The organism is Pseudoalteromonas sp. SG41-2, assembly GCF_014164535.1.
GTDB lineage: Bacteria > Pseudomonadota > Gammaproteobacteria > Enterobacterales > Alteromonadaceae > Pseudoalteromonas > Pseudoalteromonas rhizosphaerae.
Map to the genome: position 1 here is coordinate 1 of NZ_JACJFK010000031.1, position 18,079 is coordinate 18,079.

General features: G+C 40.5%; 13 protein-coding genes. 7 read left to right on the forward strand and 6 right to left on the reverse strand.

Annotated features, from left to right (window positions below):
- Positions 1-184: 184 nt before the first annotated feature.
- Entirely contained in the window at positions 185-751 is a 567-nt protein-coding gene (locus H5186_RS19470; RefSeq protein ID WP_145238171.1) for an alkylphosphonate utilization protein, read from the reverse strand.
- 255 nt (positions 752-1,006) lie between these two features.
- Between H5186_RS19470 and H5186_RS19475 the strand changes: the two genes are divergently transcribed.
- The 6 genes from H5186_RS19475 (at position 1,007) to H5186_RS19500 (ending at position 9,692) form a co-directional block, all read left to right on the forward strand.
- On the forward strand, positions 1,007-2,281 hold the full coding sequence (locus H5186_RS19475; protein ID WP_182732177.1) for an EAL and HDOD domain-containing protein: 1,275 nt from the start codon (positions 1,007-1,009) through the stop codon (positions 2,279-2,281).
- Between the two features lie 47 nt (positions 2,282-2,328).
- Positions 2,329-2,937 carry a paraquat-inducible protein A gene (locus H5186_RS19480; RefSeq protein WP_145238177.1) on the forward strand — a complete coding sequence of 203 codons (609 nt, stop codon included), beginning with the start codon at positions 2,329-2,331 and terminating at the stop codon, positions 2,935-2,937.
- Positions 2,938-3,044: 107 nt separating this feature from the next.
- The gene (locus tag H5186_RS19485; RefSeq protein WP_149980515.1) at positions 3,045-3,413 is read left to right on the forward strand and encodes a hypothetical protein; all 369 of its coding nucleotides are present in this window, start codon (positions 3,045-3,047) and stop codon (positions 3,411-3,413) included.
- Positions 3,414-3,500: 87 nt separating this feature from the next.
- Positions 3,501-4,826 (forward strand): TolC family protein, encoded by a 1,326-nt coding sequence (locus H5186_RS19490; protein ID WP_182719193.1) that lies wholly within the window; start codon positions 3,501-3,503, stop codon positions 4,824-4,826.
- Positions 4,816-6,561, forward strand: coding sequence for an efflux RND transporter periplasmic adaptor subunit (locus H5186_RS19495; protein WP_182719194.1), 1,746 nt, complete (start codon positions 4,816-4,818; stop codon positions 6,559-6,561). Before H5186_RS19490 ends, H5186_RS19495 begins: the two co-directional genes overlap by 11 nt.
- Before the next feature lie 8 nt (positions 6,562-6,569).
- On the forward strand, positions 6,570-9,692 hold the full coding sequence (locus tag H5186_RS19500) for an efflux RND transporter permease subunit (protein WP_182794820.1): 3,123 nt from the start codon (positions 6,570-6,572) through the stop codon (positions 9,690-9,692).
- Between the two features lie 134 nt (positions 9,693-9,826).
- Here the strand turns inward: H5186_RS19500 and H5186_RS19505 are convergent, their stop codons facing one another.
- Both H5186_RS19505 and H5186_RS19510 read right to left on the reverse strand, forming a co-directional pair.
- Positions 9,827-10,882, reverse strand: coding sequence for a porin (locus H5186_RS19505; RefSeq protein WP_182794821.1), 1,056 nt, complete (start codon positions 10,880-10,882; stop codon positions 9,827-9,829).
- Positions 10,883-10,999: 117 nt separating this feature from the next.
- Positions 11,000-12,892, reverse strand: a complete 1,893-nt coding sequence (locus tag H5186_RS19510) for a methyl-accepting chemotaxis protein (RefSeq protein WP_182794822.1) — start codon at positions 12,890-12,892, stop codon at positions 11,000-11,002.
- A gap of 459 nt (positions 12,893-13,351) precedes the next feature.
- On the opposite strand from H5186_RS19510, the gene H5186_RS19515 reads away from it, so the two are divergent.
- A complete protein-coding gene (locus tag H5186_RS19515; RefSeq protein WP_182740449.1) occupies positions 13,352-13,807 on the forward strand; it encodes a hypothetical protein in 456 nt (151 codons plus the stop codon).
- Between the two features lie 54 nt (positions 13,808-13,861).
- On the opposite strand, the gene H5186_RS19520 is transcribed toward H5186_RS19515, so the two are convergent.
- The 3 genes from H5186_RS19520 to H5186_RS19530 form a co-directional block, all read right to left on the reverse strand.
- The gene (locus H5186_RS19520; RefSeq protein WP_182719198.1) at positions 13,862-15,349 is read right to left on the reverse strand and encodes an exopolyphosphatase; all 1,488 of its coding nucleotides are present in this window, start codon (positions 15,347-15,349) and stop codon (positions 13,862-13,864) included.
- Positions 15,342-17,429, reverse strand: coding sequence for a polyphosphate kinase 1 (gene ppk1, locus H5186_RS19525; RefSeq protein WP_182740448.1), 2,088 nt, complete (start codon positions 17,427-17,429; stop codon positions 15,342-15,344). Before ppk1 ends, H5186_RS19520 begins: the two co-directional genes overlap by 8 nt.
- A 120-nt stretch (positions 17,430-17,549) precedes the next feature.
- Positions 17,550-18,056 carry a glycine cleavage system protein R gene (locus H5186_RS19530; RefSeq protein WP_149980525.1) on the reverse strand — a complete coding sequence of 169 codons (507 nt, stop codon included), beginning with the start codon at positions 18,054-18,056 and terminating at the stop codon, positions 17,550-17,552.
- Between the last annotated feature and the right edge of the window lie 23 nt (positions 18,057-18,079).

The window sequence follows — 18,079 nt, forward strand, 5'->3', positions numbered from 1 at the left end:
GTACACCGTGTACTTAAGCTACTAGCGGTAAATTGTAAGCGGCAATCCATTGAAAAAAATAATGACATGTGCCGTTTTAAAATAGGAAGTCACACGATCTGTGTTCCTTAAGAACTAAGCTATGAATTATATTTAGGAACAAAAAAAGGCGCATAAATGCACCTTTTTGTAGGCACAGAGATATTTACTTCTTCACAAACTTGGTCAAAATAACAATGCGCTGACCGTCAACACGTCCTTCAATATGTTCAGGGTTGCTGGTTAAGCCGATATTACGCACAGCAGTACCACGTTTAGCCGTTAAGCTACTGCCCTTAACATCTAAATCTTTAATAAGAGTGACTGTATCGCCGGCTTGCAGTACCACGCCGTTGCTATCAACATGTTTAATATCATCATTTTCAGCAAGTACTTTTTTAGCCCATGCTAACGTATCTTCTTCAAGATAGATCATGTCTAGTGCATCTTGTGCCCAGCCATTATCAGCAGCTAAACGGGTTAGCATACGGTACGCCACCACTTGTACCGCAGGTGTTTGGCTCCACATGCTATCGTTTAAACAATGCCAATGAGTAGGGGTAATATCAGTGGTGCCTTCAACTTGGTCTTTACACGTTTGGCAAGTATAAATACATTTATCTGAATGAGCTTCAGTGACAGGTGGCACTTCGTATACAGAAAGGTTTTCAGTTGCAGTACATAGCTCACATTGGTTATTACTGCGTTCAACTAAGGCTTGTTCAATGCTCATATCAAGGCTCTTTTGGGGGTTAACAGAAAAGTAAGCCCTTATTATACTCAATCATCAGTCAAATTAGAACTTATCCATTATTTTAGTGTGGGTATAGTGAAAACTTTGACTTTACAGATGGTTTGCAGACATTCAATAAAAGGAGCATTATTACTTACAAGTTTAGGCAAGGCGCAAAAACCTTACTATACTGAGTACATAAAATAACAACAATTTAGCTGGCAAGAGTCACTATAGTTATTAGCAGGAAATAATATGCTTAATACGCAGATAACCGCCGAGGTGCCAAAACTTGTTACACAATACATTGCCAGGCAGCCTATTTTTGATGCTGAAACAGGCATTTATGCATACGAATTACTGTATCGAGATTCGATAAATAACGCATTCCCTATTGGCACAACAGATGGTCAGGCTACTGGGCGGCTGTTTTTTAACGCTTTAATGCTTATTGGTATAAATAAACTTACTGCGAACCAACGCGCTTTTATAAACCTTTCTTCAGATGCCCTACTAGATGATTTCCCTAAATTATTGCAACCCGATAGCGCAGTAATAGAAATTGTTGAACGAGCCGACAACATTGATAAAGTGACCAGTCGAGTTACGGCTCTAAAAAAAGATGGCTATACTTTTGCTCTCGATGATTATGATGGAGATGAAAAATGGGAGCCATTATTACATTTAGTTGATTATATAAAGCTTGAAGTTGAAGAGCCCATCATTAAAACCAATATGCTGTTAAAAAAGCTTAAACGCCGTTTTCCTGATGTAAAAATCATAGTTGAACGAATTGAAACGCACGAACAATTTATGTTGCTAAAAAGTGCCGGCTGCGATTACTTTCAAGGCTTCTTTTTCGCGCGTCCAGAAATGCTCAGCTACCATAATGTTGAGCCATCTAAATTTGCTGTTTTTGATTTGCTGCGCTGTACGTCGCGCCCAGATCTCGATTTTGATGAAGTCCACCAGCGGGTAGCTAAAGACGTCGGTTTAACTGCTCGTATTCTTAAATTAGTGAATGCACGCTCTGGTAACCAAAATTTAGTGATCACCTCTATTTCACAAGCGGTTATTTATTTAGGTGAAGATGCAATTCGTCAATTTGTAAGAGTGTTGGCCCTTAGTGAACTAGGGGTTGATAAACCTAGTGAACTAACTAAGTTGGGGTTAACTCGTGCGCATTTCATGCAGTTAATGCTAGAGCCTGGCGGTAAGGAAATGTCTCAGCGTGGTTACTTAGTTGGCTTGATGTCAGTGCTCGATGCTATTTTAAATATGGAACTGGATGTTATCGCAAAAGAGTTTTGTTTAGGCGATGATTTATCGAGTGCACTGCTTAACTTTAACGGTATGTTAGGTGCTACTTTGCAGTTAGCTCGCGCGGTAGAGGAAGATAATTGGCCATTAGCAGTTAAATTGTTAGAAACCATTCGGCCAGCTTCTCCCATCGATGTTATTTATAATGCCATGCTCGTAGCACGGCAATACGGCGATGAGGTTTTAGCCTCAATTATTGAAGATACTTAATACCTTGAGTATGATGCGCCATTATCAATATACTTTAAAAGACGACTATGCGTTTATTACTGCCGATCACGACTATTTTAATTGCTCTGGCGTTGTTATTACCTGGCGTTACTCAGCCTGTGCTAACCCTTGAGGGGAAAATTGATAAATCAAAGCTCGCCAAAACAGGCATTGCTATGATTGCTGATGAAGGTGACCGTCATACCCGCAATATGTTAATGATGGCGTCGAGCATGTTGGGCCTTGATAAACTCGAAGGTGAAATTAGTGCTTATAAAAAAACACGGAGCATTTGGGGCACGGTTAACGAACTTGCCAATAATAAAAATTACCTAGTCGCAGCATTGGTAGCATTGTTTTCAATTGTGGTGCCAGCTTTAAAACTGTTGATGCAATTAGTTTATTGTTTAATACCGATGAACAAATTAAAGCATATACTCGGTCAAGTTATACAAGGCTTGAGTAAATGGAGCATGGTAGATGTTTTTGTCATTGCTTTGATTGTGGCTTACCTTGCTGGTAACGCCGATGGCCAGATGGGGGAATTGATCAACATGCATGCCGAATTTGGTACAGGTTTTTGGTACTTTACCGGTTATTGCTTATTTGCCATCGCCGCCAGCAGCTTAATTAAAGTTACGCCAAAAAATAGCTAAACGTTTGTGTTAACTAAATAGTTATCATAAACTTCGCTAGAACCTAGAACCTAGAACCTAGAACCTAGAACCTAGAACCTAGAACCTAATTTATAAAAGGCACTTTTTTGCAACGCATTTATATTAGTTTATTCACAGTCGTTTTATTGCTCACTTTAGTGGGTCAAGCGGTTGCGTCTGTAACTATGAGTTGTGATATGCCACACATGAGTCAACCGCATGCAACTATGGCTGATAGTAGTGATATGCATCACGACATGTCTGCGGGTATGATGAACATGGATTGTTGTGACGATGACGCAAGCGCTAATCAAGAGTGTGGTTGTCCAATGAGCGCCTGCAGTACCCACTCAATGTTAAACATGAGTGTGTTAGTTACCGTTATACTGACGACGTCTGAAAAAGTACAACTTTATATCCCGCAAAATCAACATCGTATAGCCAGTTCACTGTATCGCCCCCCTATGCCTGCTTAATTGCAGGATAGGTGCGTCTAAAATTTACCTAAATCACCTTTTCTGCCCCCTAAATTTAGTTGTCTTTTAATTTTAGTGGAGTAAGTGATGAATCACTTCGCAGTATTTAAAGTCAGTTTTTTAGCGCTTATGCTAACAACTGCAATTCCAGCACACAGTAATGAATTAAGCCTTGATGAAGCGCTCAGCTATGCACTTGATAATGAGCCATGGCTAACCGCCAGCAAATATCAACAAGCTGCTATACAAGCACAAAGTTTAGCGGCAGGCACACTGCCGGATCCAGTATTAACGGTGGGCTTAATGAATTTACCTACCGACGGTTTTGCTTTTGACCAAGAAGGCATGACCCAATTAAAAGTTGGCGTGAGCCAAATGTTTAGCCGTGGCGATAGCTTAGCGCTTAAGCAGCATGCGTTAGCGCAGTCAGCGCAGCAATATCCTTGGCTACGAGCCGACAGACTCGCTCAAGTAAAAACCATTGTTATTGAATCTTGGCTCAATGCGTATCGTGCCCAGCAAAGTATTGCGTTAATTGAGCAAGATAAAGCATTGTTCTCGCAACTTATTGATATTACTGAATCGAGTTATGCCAGCTCAGTAGGTAACACCCGCCAACAAGATATTATTCGAGCGCAGCTAGAGTTAACCCGCCTTGAAGATAAATTAATGATGTTAGAGCTGCAGTTCGAAAGCGCGAAAAAGCGTTTATCGCAATGGTTACCAATCAACATGTTAACTCAGCCTGTCAGCGCAAAACGTCATGATATAGCGCCTTTAGTTGATTTTTCACAACTTGAATTTGCACAGTTGATGCCATTATTAATGGCGCATCCAGCGATTGTCGCGCTTGATAAAACAGTAGCGGCTAAACAAACAGAAGTTGAGGTGGCAAAACAAGGCTATAAACCGCAGTTTGGGGTAAATATGGGCTATGGTTATCGCGATGATACGCCAATGGGGGATTCCCGAGCGGATCTGTTTTCAGTTGGTGTGAGTGTTGATTTACCACTATTTACTGATAACCGCCAAGACCAACAAGTTAATGCGGCGATAGCTATGGCTGAGGCGGTGAAAACTCAAAAACTAATTGCATTACAAAAGCTAAAAGGGATGTATTTTAAAGAGTTTAGTCAGTTGCCCCAATTAGCAAAGCGTGATGCACTTTATCAAACTAAATTATTGCCACAAATGGCAGAGCAAGCACAAGCTACATTAAATGCTTATACCCGTGATGATGGTGACTTTTCAGAAGTAATGCGCGCCCGAATTAGCGAACTGAATGCCAAAATTGATGCGTTAAACATAGAGATTGATCAACAAATTATTATTGCTCGCCTGAATTATTACGCTAGTAGCAAAGATGCTGCTGTGATGGTTGAGCAATTAGCAGGAGAGCACCGTGAACACTAATTTAAAATTGCTTATCGCAGTACTTATAGGTGCAGGAATATCTGCTAGTGGCTTGTATTTTTTCGGTAATAGTACAGAGCCTGAGGTGATCAGCGCAGAGAAAAAACCATTATATTGGGTTGCGCCTATGGATAGTAATTATCGCCGTGATGCACCAGGGCTTTCACCAATGGGGATGGACTTAGTACCTGTGTATAGTGAAGGAGCTGACAACAATCAAGATGGTCCCAGTGCTGTGACAATTTCCCCTGCTGTTATTAATAATTTAGGGGTTAGAACGGCTAAAGTACAGCTCAAGGCACTGCAAAGTGAAGTAAAAACGGTGGGCTACGTACAATACAATCAAGATCAGTTAGTGCATATTCACCCGCGTGTAGAAGGCTGGATAGAAACGCTGTACGTTAAAGCCGCTGGCGATCAGGTAAAACAAGGGGAACCGCTGTATACCTTATACTCTCCGCAACTGGTAAATGCTCAAGAAGAATTTGTACTGGCTGTTGATCGTAATAACACCGTGCTTATTCGTGCAGCCAAAGCGCGCTTAAAAGCACTGAATGTGTCGGATGGTTTTGTCGAGCGCCTACAAGTTAATAAAAAGGTGATGCAAAATATTACCTTCTATGCTCGCCAAAGTGGTGTGGTTGATGAACTTAATGTGCGCGAAGGTTTTTATGTCAAGCCAGGCACCTCAATGATGAGTATTGCTCAACTTGATGAAGTTTGGGTAGAAGCCGAGGTATTCGAGCGGCAAGCGCAGCTTATTGAAGTCGGTTTACCGGTGACTATGACTCTAGATTATATTGCCGGACAAAGCTGGCGCGGTAAGGTCGATTATATTTACCCAACATTGGATGCCAAAAACCGTACTTTGCGGGTGCGTTTACGCTTTAATAATCAAGATCACCAACTAAAACCGAATATGTTTGCGCAAGTAAGCATCCATGCTAAAGCTGCTGAGCAACAACTTATAGTACCTAAAGAAGCGGTGATCCGCACCGGTTCCCAAGACCGTGTTGTTATCGCTTTAGGCGAAGGACGCTTTAAATCGGTGGCAGTCGAACTGGGCCGCAGTGATAGCCATAACGCCGTTATTTTAGCGGGCGTTAAAGCCGATGATGAAGTGGTGACGTCAGCGCAATTCTTGTTAGATTCAGAATCCAGCAAAAGCTCTGATTTTAAGCGCATGCAAACACCAGAAGCTACCACTAGTGTGTGGGGCAAAGGAGTCGTTAATAGTGTAATGGCAGATCGCCGTATGGTGAATATCAGCCATGACCCTATTGAAGAGCTCGATTGGCCTAGTATGAAAATGGACTTTACGGTTGCCGATAGCGTTGATTTTCAAGCGCTGCAAGCTGGGCAAACACTGCATTTTGAGTTGACTAAAAAAGCCGATAGCAGTTATATGATTAGCGGCATTCATATTATGGATTCCACCCATATGATGAGCGAAGCGCAAAATATGGCGACCGTAACCGGTACTATCAACAGCATTAATAAAGCCCAGCGCACTGCCAATATTAGCCGTGGTGCAATTGAGAAATGGCACCGAGATCCGGCCACTATGGACTTTATGTTTGCTGAACATATTGATTTAAGTAGCCTTGAGCCGAAGCAACAGCTGACATTTACTTTTAGTGTGCAAGATGGTGAGTTCGTGATCCAGCGTATCGATACTGAATCAAGCATGCGAACTAGTGACAATAGCGCCATGTCATCGCATGACGGACATTAGGAGGCTTTATGATAGCAGCAGTTATTCGTTGGTCCGTTACCAATCGCTTTTTTGTATTATTGCTAACAGCAATACTCATTGGCAGTGGTTTATTTGCGGTAAAAAATACCCCAGTTGATGCCTTACCTGATTTATCCGATGTGCAGGTGATTGTAAAAACCTCATACCCAGGGCAAGCGCCACAGGTGGTGCAAGATCAGGTTACTTTCCCACTTACCACCGCGATGCTCTCAGTACCCGGGGCGCAAACAGTACGTGGTTTTTCATTTTTTGGTGATTCCTACGTATATGTCATCTTTGATGAAAACACCGATCTTTACTGGGCTAGAAGTCGAGTGCAAGAGTATTTAAGTCAAGTAGCAAGCCGCTTGCCCGACAGCGCAACCGCAGAGCTGGGCCCAGATGCTACCGGTGTAGGTTGGATTTATTTATACGCGCTGGTGGATAAAACCAATCAGCACGACATTAGCCAGTTACGCAGCTTGCAAGATTGGTTTTTAAAGTTTGAATTGCAAACCGTACCAGGGGTGTCAGAAGTGGCCTCAGTGGGCGGTATGGTGAAGCAATATCAAGTCAATGTAGAGCCAGATAAACTGCGTGCTTATGGTATACCACTGAGTTTAATTCAAACCGCAATTAAGCAAGGTAACCAAGAAATGGGCGCTTCGGTGGTGGAAATGGCCGAAGCCGAATACATGGTAACCAGCACCGGTTATATAAAAAGCGTCGCTGATTTAGAGGCAATTCCACTTGGGGTGAATGCCAACGGCACACCGCTGCAATTACGCGATGTAGCCGATATTCGCCTTGGGCCACAAATGCGCCGTGGCATTGCTGAGCTAAACGGCGAGGGCGAAGTAGCTGGTGGCGTAGTGGTGATGCGCTATGGCGAAAACGCACAAAAAACCATAGAGCTGGTGAAAGCAAAACTTGAATCACTCAGCAAAGGCTTACCCGATGGGGTAGAAATTGTGCCTGTGTATGACCGCTCTAATCTGATCAAAAATGCAGTGGATAACCTCACCAGCAAACTATTTGAAGAGCTAGTGGTAGTGGCGCTTATCTGCATCGTATTTTTGTTCCATGTACGCTCGTCCTTGGTGGCAATTATCACTTTACCGCTGGGAATATTAACGGCATTTATCATCATGTATTGGCAAGGCATAAACGCCAATATAATGTCGCTCGGTGGTATTGCTATCGCCATTGGCGCGATGACCGACGGCGCGATTGTAATGATCGAAAACATGCATAAACACATGGAAAAAATGCCACTAACCGATGAAAACCGCTGGCAAGTTGTCACCGATGCTGCTAATGAAGTCGGTCCAGCGCTGTTTTTTAGCTTAATGATTATTACCGTGAGCTTTATGCCAGTGTTTATTTTAGAAGCCCAAGAAGGCCGGATGTTTGCTCCGTTAGCGTACACTAAAACCTATGCCATGGCCGCATCTGCGGGCTTGGCAATCACTTTAGTACCGGTATTAATGGGTTACTTTATACGCGGCAAAGTTATTTCTGAGCAAAACAACCCAGTAAACCGCTTGCTAGTGAATGCTTACAAGCCGCTGCTGAACACGGTTTTGCGGTTCCCTAAAATGACTTTAGTACTGGCTGTGGTGGTCGCTGTTATTGGCTTTTATCCGGTCAATAAAATTGGCAGTGAGTTTATTCCACCGCTGGATGAAGGCGATTTAATGTATATGCCGACGACTTATCCTGGTTTATCTATTGGGAAAGCGCGCGAGATTTTACAACAAACCGATAAGCTCATCGCCACAGTGCCAGAGGTGTTAACCGTGTTTGGTAAAGTCGGCCGGGCAGAAACAGCAACCGATCCTGCGCCACTGACCATGATTGAAACCTTTATTCAGCTTAAGCCAAAAGATCAATGGCGTGAAGGCATGACCTTAGACAAGTTGAAAAAAGAACTCGACGGCTTAGTGAAGTTTCCAGGCCTGACTAATGCATGGGTGATGCCGATCAAAACTCGTATTGATATGCTGGCAACTGGGATTAAAACCCCTGTGGGCATTAAAGTTGCGGGACCAAATTTGAGCGAGATTCAAAAAATTGGCCAGCAGATTGAAGTGTTACTTAAAGATGTACCCGGCACGGCTTCCGTTTACTCTGAGCGAGTAGCGGGTGGGCGTTATATCAAGGTCGATATCAACCGTGAAAAAGCCGCCCGTTACAGCTTAAATATTGCCGATGTGCAGCAAGTGGTTGCCACCGCAATTGGCGGCATGAATGTAACCGAAACGGTCGAAGGGCAAGAGCGTTACCCGGTAAACTTACGCTATCCGCAGGATTACCGAGATTCGCCCGAAGAACTGATGCTATTGCCAATAGTCACCCCTGCAGGGCAACGCATTGCTCTTGCCGATGTGGCTGACGTATTTATTGAAGATGGTCCGCCGGGCATAAAAAGCGAAAATGCCCGCTTAAACGGCTGGAGCTTTATTGATATTGATGGCATTGATATTGGTAGTTATGTCGACAATGCGCGCAAAGTGCTTGACGAAAAACTAGTGCTACCAGCAGGTTATTCAATAACCTGGGCAGGGCAATATGAATACATGGAGCGCGCCAAAGAAAAGCTCGCCTATGTATTACCACTGACCTTAGCGATTATAATTGTGTTGTTGTACCTCAACTTTAGAAGCTCTGTAGAAGTGGCAATTATAATAGCAACCTTACCGCTGGCGATGATCGGAGGCATCTGGTTAATGTACTTAGAGGGCTTTAACTTCTCAGTCGCCGTGGGGGTGGGCTTTATTGCCCTTGCTGGGGTCGCGGTGGAAATTGGCGTGATTATGCTGGTGTACTTAAATCAAGCCTACCAAGAAAAGTGTGCTCAAGCCAAGCTAGCAGGTACAACGCTTAGTTTTGCGGAGCTTAAACAAGCCATAGTCGAAGGCGCAGGCCTGCGAGTACGCCCAGTGATGATGACAGTCGCCACTATTATAATCGGTTTGCTCCCCGTACTTTACGGCACAGGCACCGGCAGTGAAGTAATGAGCCGCATAGCCGCACCTATGGTTGGCGGCATGTTCAGCGCCATTGTATTAACATTGTTGGTACTGCCAGCCGTATATTTGTTATGGCGTAAGCGGGGCATTAACGGGTAAGTTAAATTAAACACACCTAGATTTTTAAACTTTGTTTGACCATAGTCGCAGAGCCTCGTAAAACGGGTACTGCGACGATTCAATGTTGATATACTTTTGAAAGTAATCGATAGGTAATGTGTAGATTTGCTTGTTTAAAAATCAAATCTAACGCCAGCTTGTAATTGAGACATGTCTTTGCCGGAGCTAGTAGTAGGTTTGCGTTGTTCATCGTTACTTAAGTCTTCGTATGCTACCCAAGCCCTTAAAGCTTTACTCAAATAACGTATATATTCGATTTTAACGGAATCTACATCACCTGATATATCACAACTGTCTATAGCATAACGAGTATGGATTTTATTTTTACCGAATTGGTAACTGGCATATAAACCACTACTTGTTCTATCTTCAGAGCTACATGCGTTAATTGCATTTTTACTACCCTCTACATCAGCATCTTTCAATCGAACCGTTCCAGTACTACTTCCCCCATAAATATCGTAGGTGTTGGTTGCTTTATGTACAAAAGCTGACAATGTCACAGCATCATTAACATCCCACCAACCACGCAACCCATAAAGGTTACCTTTATTATCGCCTTGGTTATCTTTAGACCAAGCCGCTTGCACTTTATAAGGTCCAGACTTATATTCTCCACCTAATTGCATTTGATCAACAGAGCTTCCATCTTGTCCTTTAAATTGTAATCCAGCACCAAAGTTCCAATTACCTTGTTTATAAAAATACTGTAGTAAATCATCGTCTCGTACATTACCTTGTCGAATAGTATCTATACCATCTGAAAAATAAGCGCTTCTAACATAGGTATTCCATAATAAAGTTTGAGACCCGAAATAAACTTCACCAAAATCACCTTTCAAACCAACGTAGGCTTGACGAAGAGTCGGGCCATTATTTTGAGTTAAATCAACAGCATTCTCTTCTCTCAGGCCATATTCAACTCTCGTGACTGCTGTTAAATTGTCATCTATTTTGATACTCGCTTTAGCACCTATACGACTCAAAAAGTCGCGGCCATTAGCCCCATCATCAGATGTACCTGCGTCAATATTATCTACACCTAAACGTATAGAAGCATAAAAATCTATATCCTTGATACTTGACTCAGCTGCTTTTACATTACTAGTAATCGTAAGAAAAGACGTTAGAATAACCCCTACAAAAAGTGGACTAAGTTCTGATTTCATATAAACCTCTAATTATTTTTGTTACTAAATTTGTTTTTTTTATTCAGTTGCTTATTAAAATTTAATTTTTAAGCATTCAAAATTAAGTTTATTTTACTGATAATCTAAAGGTTCACTTCACAGTCTAAACTTACTCACTTCATTGTTAATCTGTCTTCCTAAGTCATGTAATTTTTGAGCTTGTTCAGCAGCTAATTGGCTTGCTTCAAACATTTCATCACCGACCCCTCGGATTGTCTCAGTATTGCGACTGATTTCTAAGGTGACAGCTGATTGCTCTTCAGCGGCGGTGGCAATTTGTGCTGCCATGTCATTTATCACACTAACCGATTCTAATATTTTACCGAGACTTTGATTCGCTTTTTGAGCATCTTCAACACTTTGGTTGGCCATTCCTTTACCTTTATCAGTCGCATCTACCGCTTTTAGTGCTGCGCTTTGTAGTGACTCAATCATGCCTTGGATTTCTTGAGTCGAAGTATAAGTTCGTTGTGATAAAACCCTTACTTCATCGGCAACTACAGCAAAGCCACGCCCTTGCTCCCCAGCTCTTGCTGCTTCAATTGCTGCATTTAATGCCAGTAAATTTGTTTGCTCTGAAATACCGCTGATAGTAGATAAAATTGATGTTATTTCTTGCGCGTGTTTATTCAAATCACGAATAATTTCGCTCGCTTTTTCGACCTCATCAGCTAGGATTTTTGTAGATTTTTGACTTTGCTCAACGCCAAAACGGCCTTGCTCTGTAACGCTTACGCAGTTTTGTGATGATTGTGCCGTTTGTTCTGCATTAGCAGCGATTTCTTTTGTTGCCGCAGCCATTTCAGTTACCGCAGTTGCAACCATATGAATTTCACTTTGATGACGCTGTAATCTATCGTTTTGCTTATTTGTTGCTGTAGATACATCACCAGCTTCACTTAGCAATATTGTTGATGCGTCACTCAGTCGACTTATAATGCCATGTAATTGTTCAACAAAACGGTTAAAGCTCGATGCAAGTTGGCCTATTTCATCGCCACTATTCACTTCTAACCTAACTGTCAAATCGCCATTACCATTAGCAATAGCATCTAAATTTTGAGTGATAGAACTTAAGTTTTTGAGCATGATTTTTAACAAAAATGAGATGATAAACAGTACAAATATTAACATTGCAGTGCTGATGATCACTTGAGTAATAAGCTGGCTTCGTACAGGTGCAAATAAAGTATCTTTGTCCATTACTAAAATAATTGACCAGCTGGAGTTAGGAATAGCCTGTGCAAAAATAAGTCTCTCGCGATTATCTAAGGTCATTTCTTCTAAAGTATGCTTAGTCACTAGCTTTTCTAACAACTGACCCGTAAAGCTTTTATCGAGATCTGATGCTTTAGTACTTTGTTTTTTTGTATCAGGATGAGCAACAACTTGATCGCTTTTGTCAACAATGATGGCATATCCATCGCCAGGTACATCGAGAGCATTTATATATTTAGTTAATTGAGCTAAAGTTAAATTAGCGCCAACTGCACCAACTATCTCACCTTCCTTTCTCACTGGCTCTGAAAGAGTAACCACATATTCTTGGGTGCTTGCAGAAACAAAAGGAGCAGCTAAAAAACTACCATTTTCTTCTAATGCACCTTTGTACCAACTCCGTACTCTGGGATCATAATTTGGTGGATTAAGGTTAGGGTCGTTACGGTACATTTCTCCTTGTTCATTACCATAGTAAACAAGCGAAAAACCTAAACTTTCTTTTACTTGGTCAAGCAAAATATAAGGTTTTACTTCAGGATGGTCAGCAATAACTTTAGACAGTTTAATAACAGCCTGACGCCTGTCATACATCCAATCACCAACCCCATTTGTAAATACATCTGAGACTAAATTTATTTCTTCTCGTAATGCGGAATCTATATTTTTTTGTAATGCATTTAAGCTCTGTATTAGCATCGCTATAAAAAATATAAAAAAGCAAAAAAAAGTAATAATTAATATTTTTTTTCGAAGGGAATACTTATCCATAAAGCGTTAACCACCAATAAAAAGAGCATATGCTCAAGCTGAAATAATTTACTGTTTTCATCAATCAACAAATGAATATTAGTAAACATTAGAAATTACACCAGCATAGCGATGTAAAATTTATTTATGATTCCCAGCTAAGGGTTGTAGAGATTTCACATTGTCAGCTAAGTTATCAGCAAACTTGGGATGTCATGTTTTGCATTTACTTATGCTTTAAGATGAAACGCTACTTGGCTACTAAGGTTAGAATTTGCGAGTGTTTTATGTCACATCAATTAGTCATAATTTAAATATGAGCCACCGTTTTTGTACCACCACTCTATAAAAATTACCCTATGACTTGTAACTTATACGAGTTTGGGTGATTTACTTTCAATATCTCTCTGTTTTAATTTAACTTTTTATTGGCACGTTTTACGCAAGAGTATGGTTACTAGGGTTAATTAAGGAACGCACATGCAAGTTAAAACAATACAAGAAGTGTACGACTGGACTGTACTATTTCATACCCAAATGGCGGCAAATTTTTTTAGTCTCAGAGACGATTTAGCAGAGCATAACCAAATGCTGGCAGACTATTTTGTTAAGTACGAAAAAAAGTTGGCTGAGGATTTAGTTGGTTTTAAAGCCATCACGGAGATCAATACCTTAGATACTTATTGTTACGAGTACTTTGCTGAAAACTCTGAACTGATTAATTTTACAGATTTAAACCGTGATACGCGTGTTGATGAGCAAGCCATGCAAGGTTATATATCAGATCAGCATCAAAAGGTGATCAATCTTTATCAATACTTACTTAGTCGTGCAGAAACGCCAACAGGTAAAGAGAAACTATCTCAATTGCTGGAGCTTGAACATCAAGGATTAAAGCAAATGATGCAAAGTACTAATCGCCATATGGATATGTAATAGAAGATCTAATTTGGGTAGCGCATGCTATCCAAATTCAGCCATGTCTGTAAATCACACAAAGTCGATTAAAAAGCCTACTTTCTTCAAATATTTTTGCTCTTGTTGTAAATCAGCATGAAGCAAGGTTTGTTCATTGAGCCAATCCGCTGGGAACTGCAATAGCATACTATTGCCTTTTACTGATACTGCTAACTCTTGATGTTGATCGTTAAGGCGTTTTTGATTTAATAATATAGCTAGTCTGAGTAATACAATTAATTGTAATATTTGAAAGTGCGGCACCGAGAGTAAAGTTGGAAATTCTTCTAAACGAATTTTTTTACGGTAAAACCGTATCATACAGCTTAATAATGTTTGCTGTTGTTGAGTAAATCCTGGCAGCTGACTATTTTCAACAACATAAGCACTATGTTTGTGTAAGCCTGATGAGTTAATACCTAAACCCACTTCGTGTAATTGCGCTGCCCACACTAATAATTGATGATTATCTAATGAGTCGAGCTGCCATTCTTTTTGTACTTGTAGGAATAACCAATCGGCAGTATTTGCAACACGTTGTGCATGTACTTTATCTATTGTGTTTCTTTCGCTTAAATTAGCTATGGTATTGGTGCGTATATCTTTAAGCGCTAACTTTTGCTGCATTTCATGCAGTAAACCTTCACGTAGTGAAAAGTCGCTGTAATCCATTTCGGTAATATTAAACAGCTGAAAAATCGCGAGTAAAATAGTTAAGCCACCGCAAATACTTACTTGACGCTCCGGGCTTAAACCTTCAATAAGTAAGTTATCGATAGTTTTAGCGGCTATAAACTGAGTTTTAAGTTCGAGCAATCGCTCCAGTGTGATATTTTTTTGTTCAGGGTCATTAGCGTTGATCATGGCTAATATTGATTTAATGGTGCCTGACGTCCCCACTACCGATTGCCAGCCTGCACTAATGTAATTGGCAAAAATAACCTCAAGTTCTTGCTCTGCTTTTATTTGTGCTTTGCTAAAGCGTTTATCATTAATAATACCATCGGCAAAAAATTGCTTGGTATAGCTTACGCAGCCCATATTGCGACTTGAGAGCAGCTTATGTTTAAAATGCTTGCCAATAATTAGCTCGGTACTACCGCCGCCAATATCAATAACTAAACGGTTTTCATCGTGATGAACATAATGAGCTACACCTTGATAGATTAAGCGCGCTTCTTCTTGACCTGAGATCACATCAATATGATAAGGAAAAACTCTATTTGCCTGAGTTAAAAATGAATTAATATTTTTAGCTCGTCGTAATGTATAAGTTGCAGCAATTTTTACATTGCTCGCAGGGAAGTCTTGTAGCGTAGTAGCAAACTGCTTTAATATCGTTAATGCTCTATCTATGGCAGTTTGACTTAATTGATTTTTGTCGTCTAAGCCATCGGCTAAGTAAACGCGTTGTTTTTCTTTGTGGAGAATTTGCAAAGAGCCATCCACTTCTCTTGCGACCACTAAATGAAAGCTGTTTGAGCCTAAGTCAACCGCAGCAATTGAGGGATAATCATTCATTATTGTAATTGCCTTCCCATTTTTTTAAGTGATCATAAATAGCTATTTGTGAACGTATTTTTTTACGATTTCCGCGTCTAACATAATGATTTTTCTGTTCGCTATCAATGATTCTCGCTTTGGTACGATCTTTAAATTGCAGTTCAAGTACGTCAACAATGAGTTGTTTTAGTTTTTCATCATAAATAGGCACGCCAACTTCAACTCGATGATCAAGATTACGTGTCATCCAATCTGCAGATGAAATATAGACTTTTTCATCCCCATTATTACCAAAGATCATAACTCGCGGGTGCTCTAAAAAGCGATCGACGATACTAATTACCCGAATGTTGTCGCTAAAATTATTGAGTCCTGGCACTAAGGAACACATACCACGGACAATAATGCGAATTTTAACACCGCTACGAGCGGCCAAGTACAAACAATCAACCAGTTCTTTATCTACTAAGTTATTTATTTTTAATGTTATTTTACCGGTGTGACCATTTTCAACATGGGTTATTTCTTGGTGAATTAAACCAAGCAACAGCTGTCGAGCGTTCACTGGCGAAATCATCAAATGTTCGAACATAAACGGTTTATAACTGCTTTCAATAAACTTAAATACGCTATCACTTTCGTCACAAATACCTTGATGTTTAGTAAATAAACTAAAGTCTGTATAGATTTTGGCGGTTTTTTCGTGAAAATTACCAGTGCCAATGTGCGCGTACTTTACTATTTGACCTTTTTCACGACGATGAATAATACATAACTTACTGTGTACTTTGAGAGCTGGTATACCAAAAATAACTTTAATACCTGCGCCACTGAGTACTTTTGCCCACTCAATATTATTTTGTTCATCAAAGCGTGCTTTTAGCTCCACCATAACGGTGACTTTTTTGCCATTTTTTGCCGCGTTGATCAGTGATGAAATTAATCGAGATTTACTCGCAACACGATAAATGTTTACTTTAATTTGTGTTACTCGAGGGTCAAATGCTGCTTGGCGAACATATTCCAGTAGATGATTAAATGTATGATATGGATAATAAAGTAGAATATCTTGCTGACTAATTGCAGCAAACACACTGGCATGATTATTAAATGCTGTGCTTTGCAAAGCCGGTAATGATTTGTTTTCTAAATATTGCCGACCAACATTGGGAAAACCAATAAAGTCTCTAAAGTTACGATAGCGACCACCGGGGATCAACGCATCGTGATGAGTAACACCTAAGCGTTTTTTCATTACTTTGAGCATTGGCTCGGGCATCGCTTGGTCGTATACTAAGCGCACCGGCTCGGCATAAATACGCTGTTTTAGGCCCTTAGACATCTTATCTAAAATGCCTTCTTCTAGTTCGTCATCTAGGTTGTATTCTGCATCACGGGTCAGCTTGATTGCGTAGCCTTGGATCTCAGTAAAACTAAAAAAACTGCTAAATACGTCACTTAAAAAAAACAAAATAATGTCATCTAACATCACAATAGTTTTATGACGACGGGTTTTTTCGGGTGGTAAAATTACAAAGCGTGGTACGCGATCGGTAGGGACTTCTAACATCGCATAATGACTTTTGTCGTTAAACATTTCGACAAACAAGTACGTCATTGTATCGTTAATATGATCTGAGAAGTCTTTATTTTCATCCAGCATTATTGGCGATATATGCTGTAATACATTGTCGTGAAAAAATATTTTTAGCCAGTTAATATGAAATTCACTAAGCTGCTCGGGACGGTCAACATGAATGTTGTGGGTATTTAAATCATGGAGAATTTGCTGATGAATAACGTTAAATTTTTTACCAAGCTGCAAAACCTTTTGCTGAATTTGGGTCAGTAAAATTTCATCTTCATCAAAATTAGTATCTGGTAGTTTATTTAATAGAATGCGTCGTTTTACATCGGCAACCCGAACTCTGAAGAATTCATCTAAATTGTTTGAGAAGATCCCCAAAAAACGAATACGTTCAATAATCGGGTTATTTTTATCTTTAGCTTCTTGTAAAACACGATCGTTAAAAGACAGCCAACTTAACTCTGGGGCAAAATAATTAATCGTTTGAGACACATCAGCGCAGGCGTTCATATTCTATTCCTTGGATAGCAACTGAACAAAATATAGAACACTTAGATGACATAAAAATGACAAAAATGTCACTTTTGTGACATGTTTGTCTTGCTATAGAAGATGGCTGTGAGGTGTGACTTAAGCGTCTTCAATATCAACAATTAAGTCGGATGTAATTGCTTCGAGTGCAGCAACAACTTCGTCTTTATTCATGCCCGTTGGCAAAGCAACTGTTGCAACGGCGCTGAAAATTGGTACCCCCCAGTTTGGTGCGCTCTGCTGCTTAGAGTTTAGGTGGGTAATATTTGCTCCCTTGTGACGCAATACTCCGGCTAGTTCCTGGATAATACCTGGTCGATCATTGCCAGTTATTACAAAATTAAGCTGTTCAGCAGGTGTGTCTGGTAATTCATGCGCGCCTGTTTCAATCCGTACTTCTAATTGTGGTAAGCCATGCAATGCATCTTGTAATTCTTGCAGATGCTCTGCTGGCACTGCTACTTCAATGATGCCAGCAAAGTGACCGGCTAAATGGCTTAAGTTACTGGTTAACCAGTTACCATTATGATTTAAAATTGCAGATGAGATGTCTTCTACAAGTCCCGGACGATCTTGTCCCAAAATAGTTATAACCAATTGCTTCATATAGATAATTCCTAAAGAGTGCC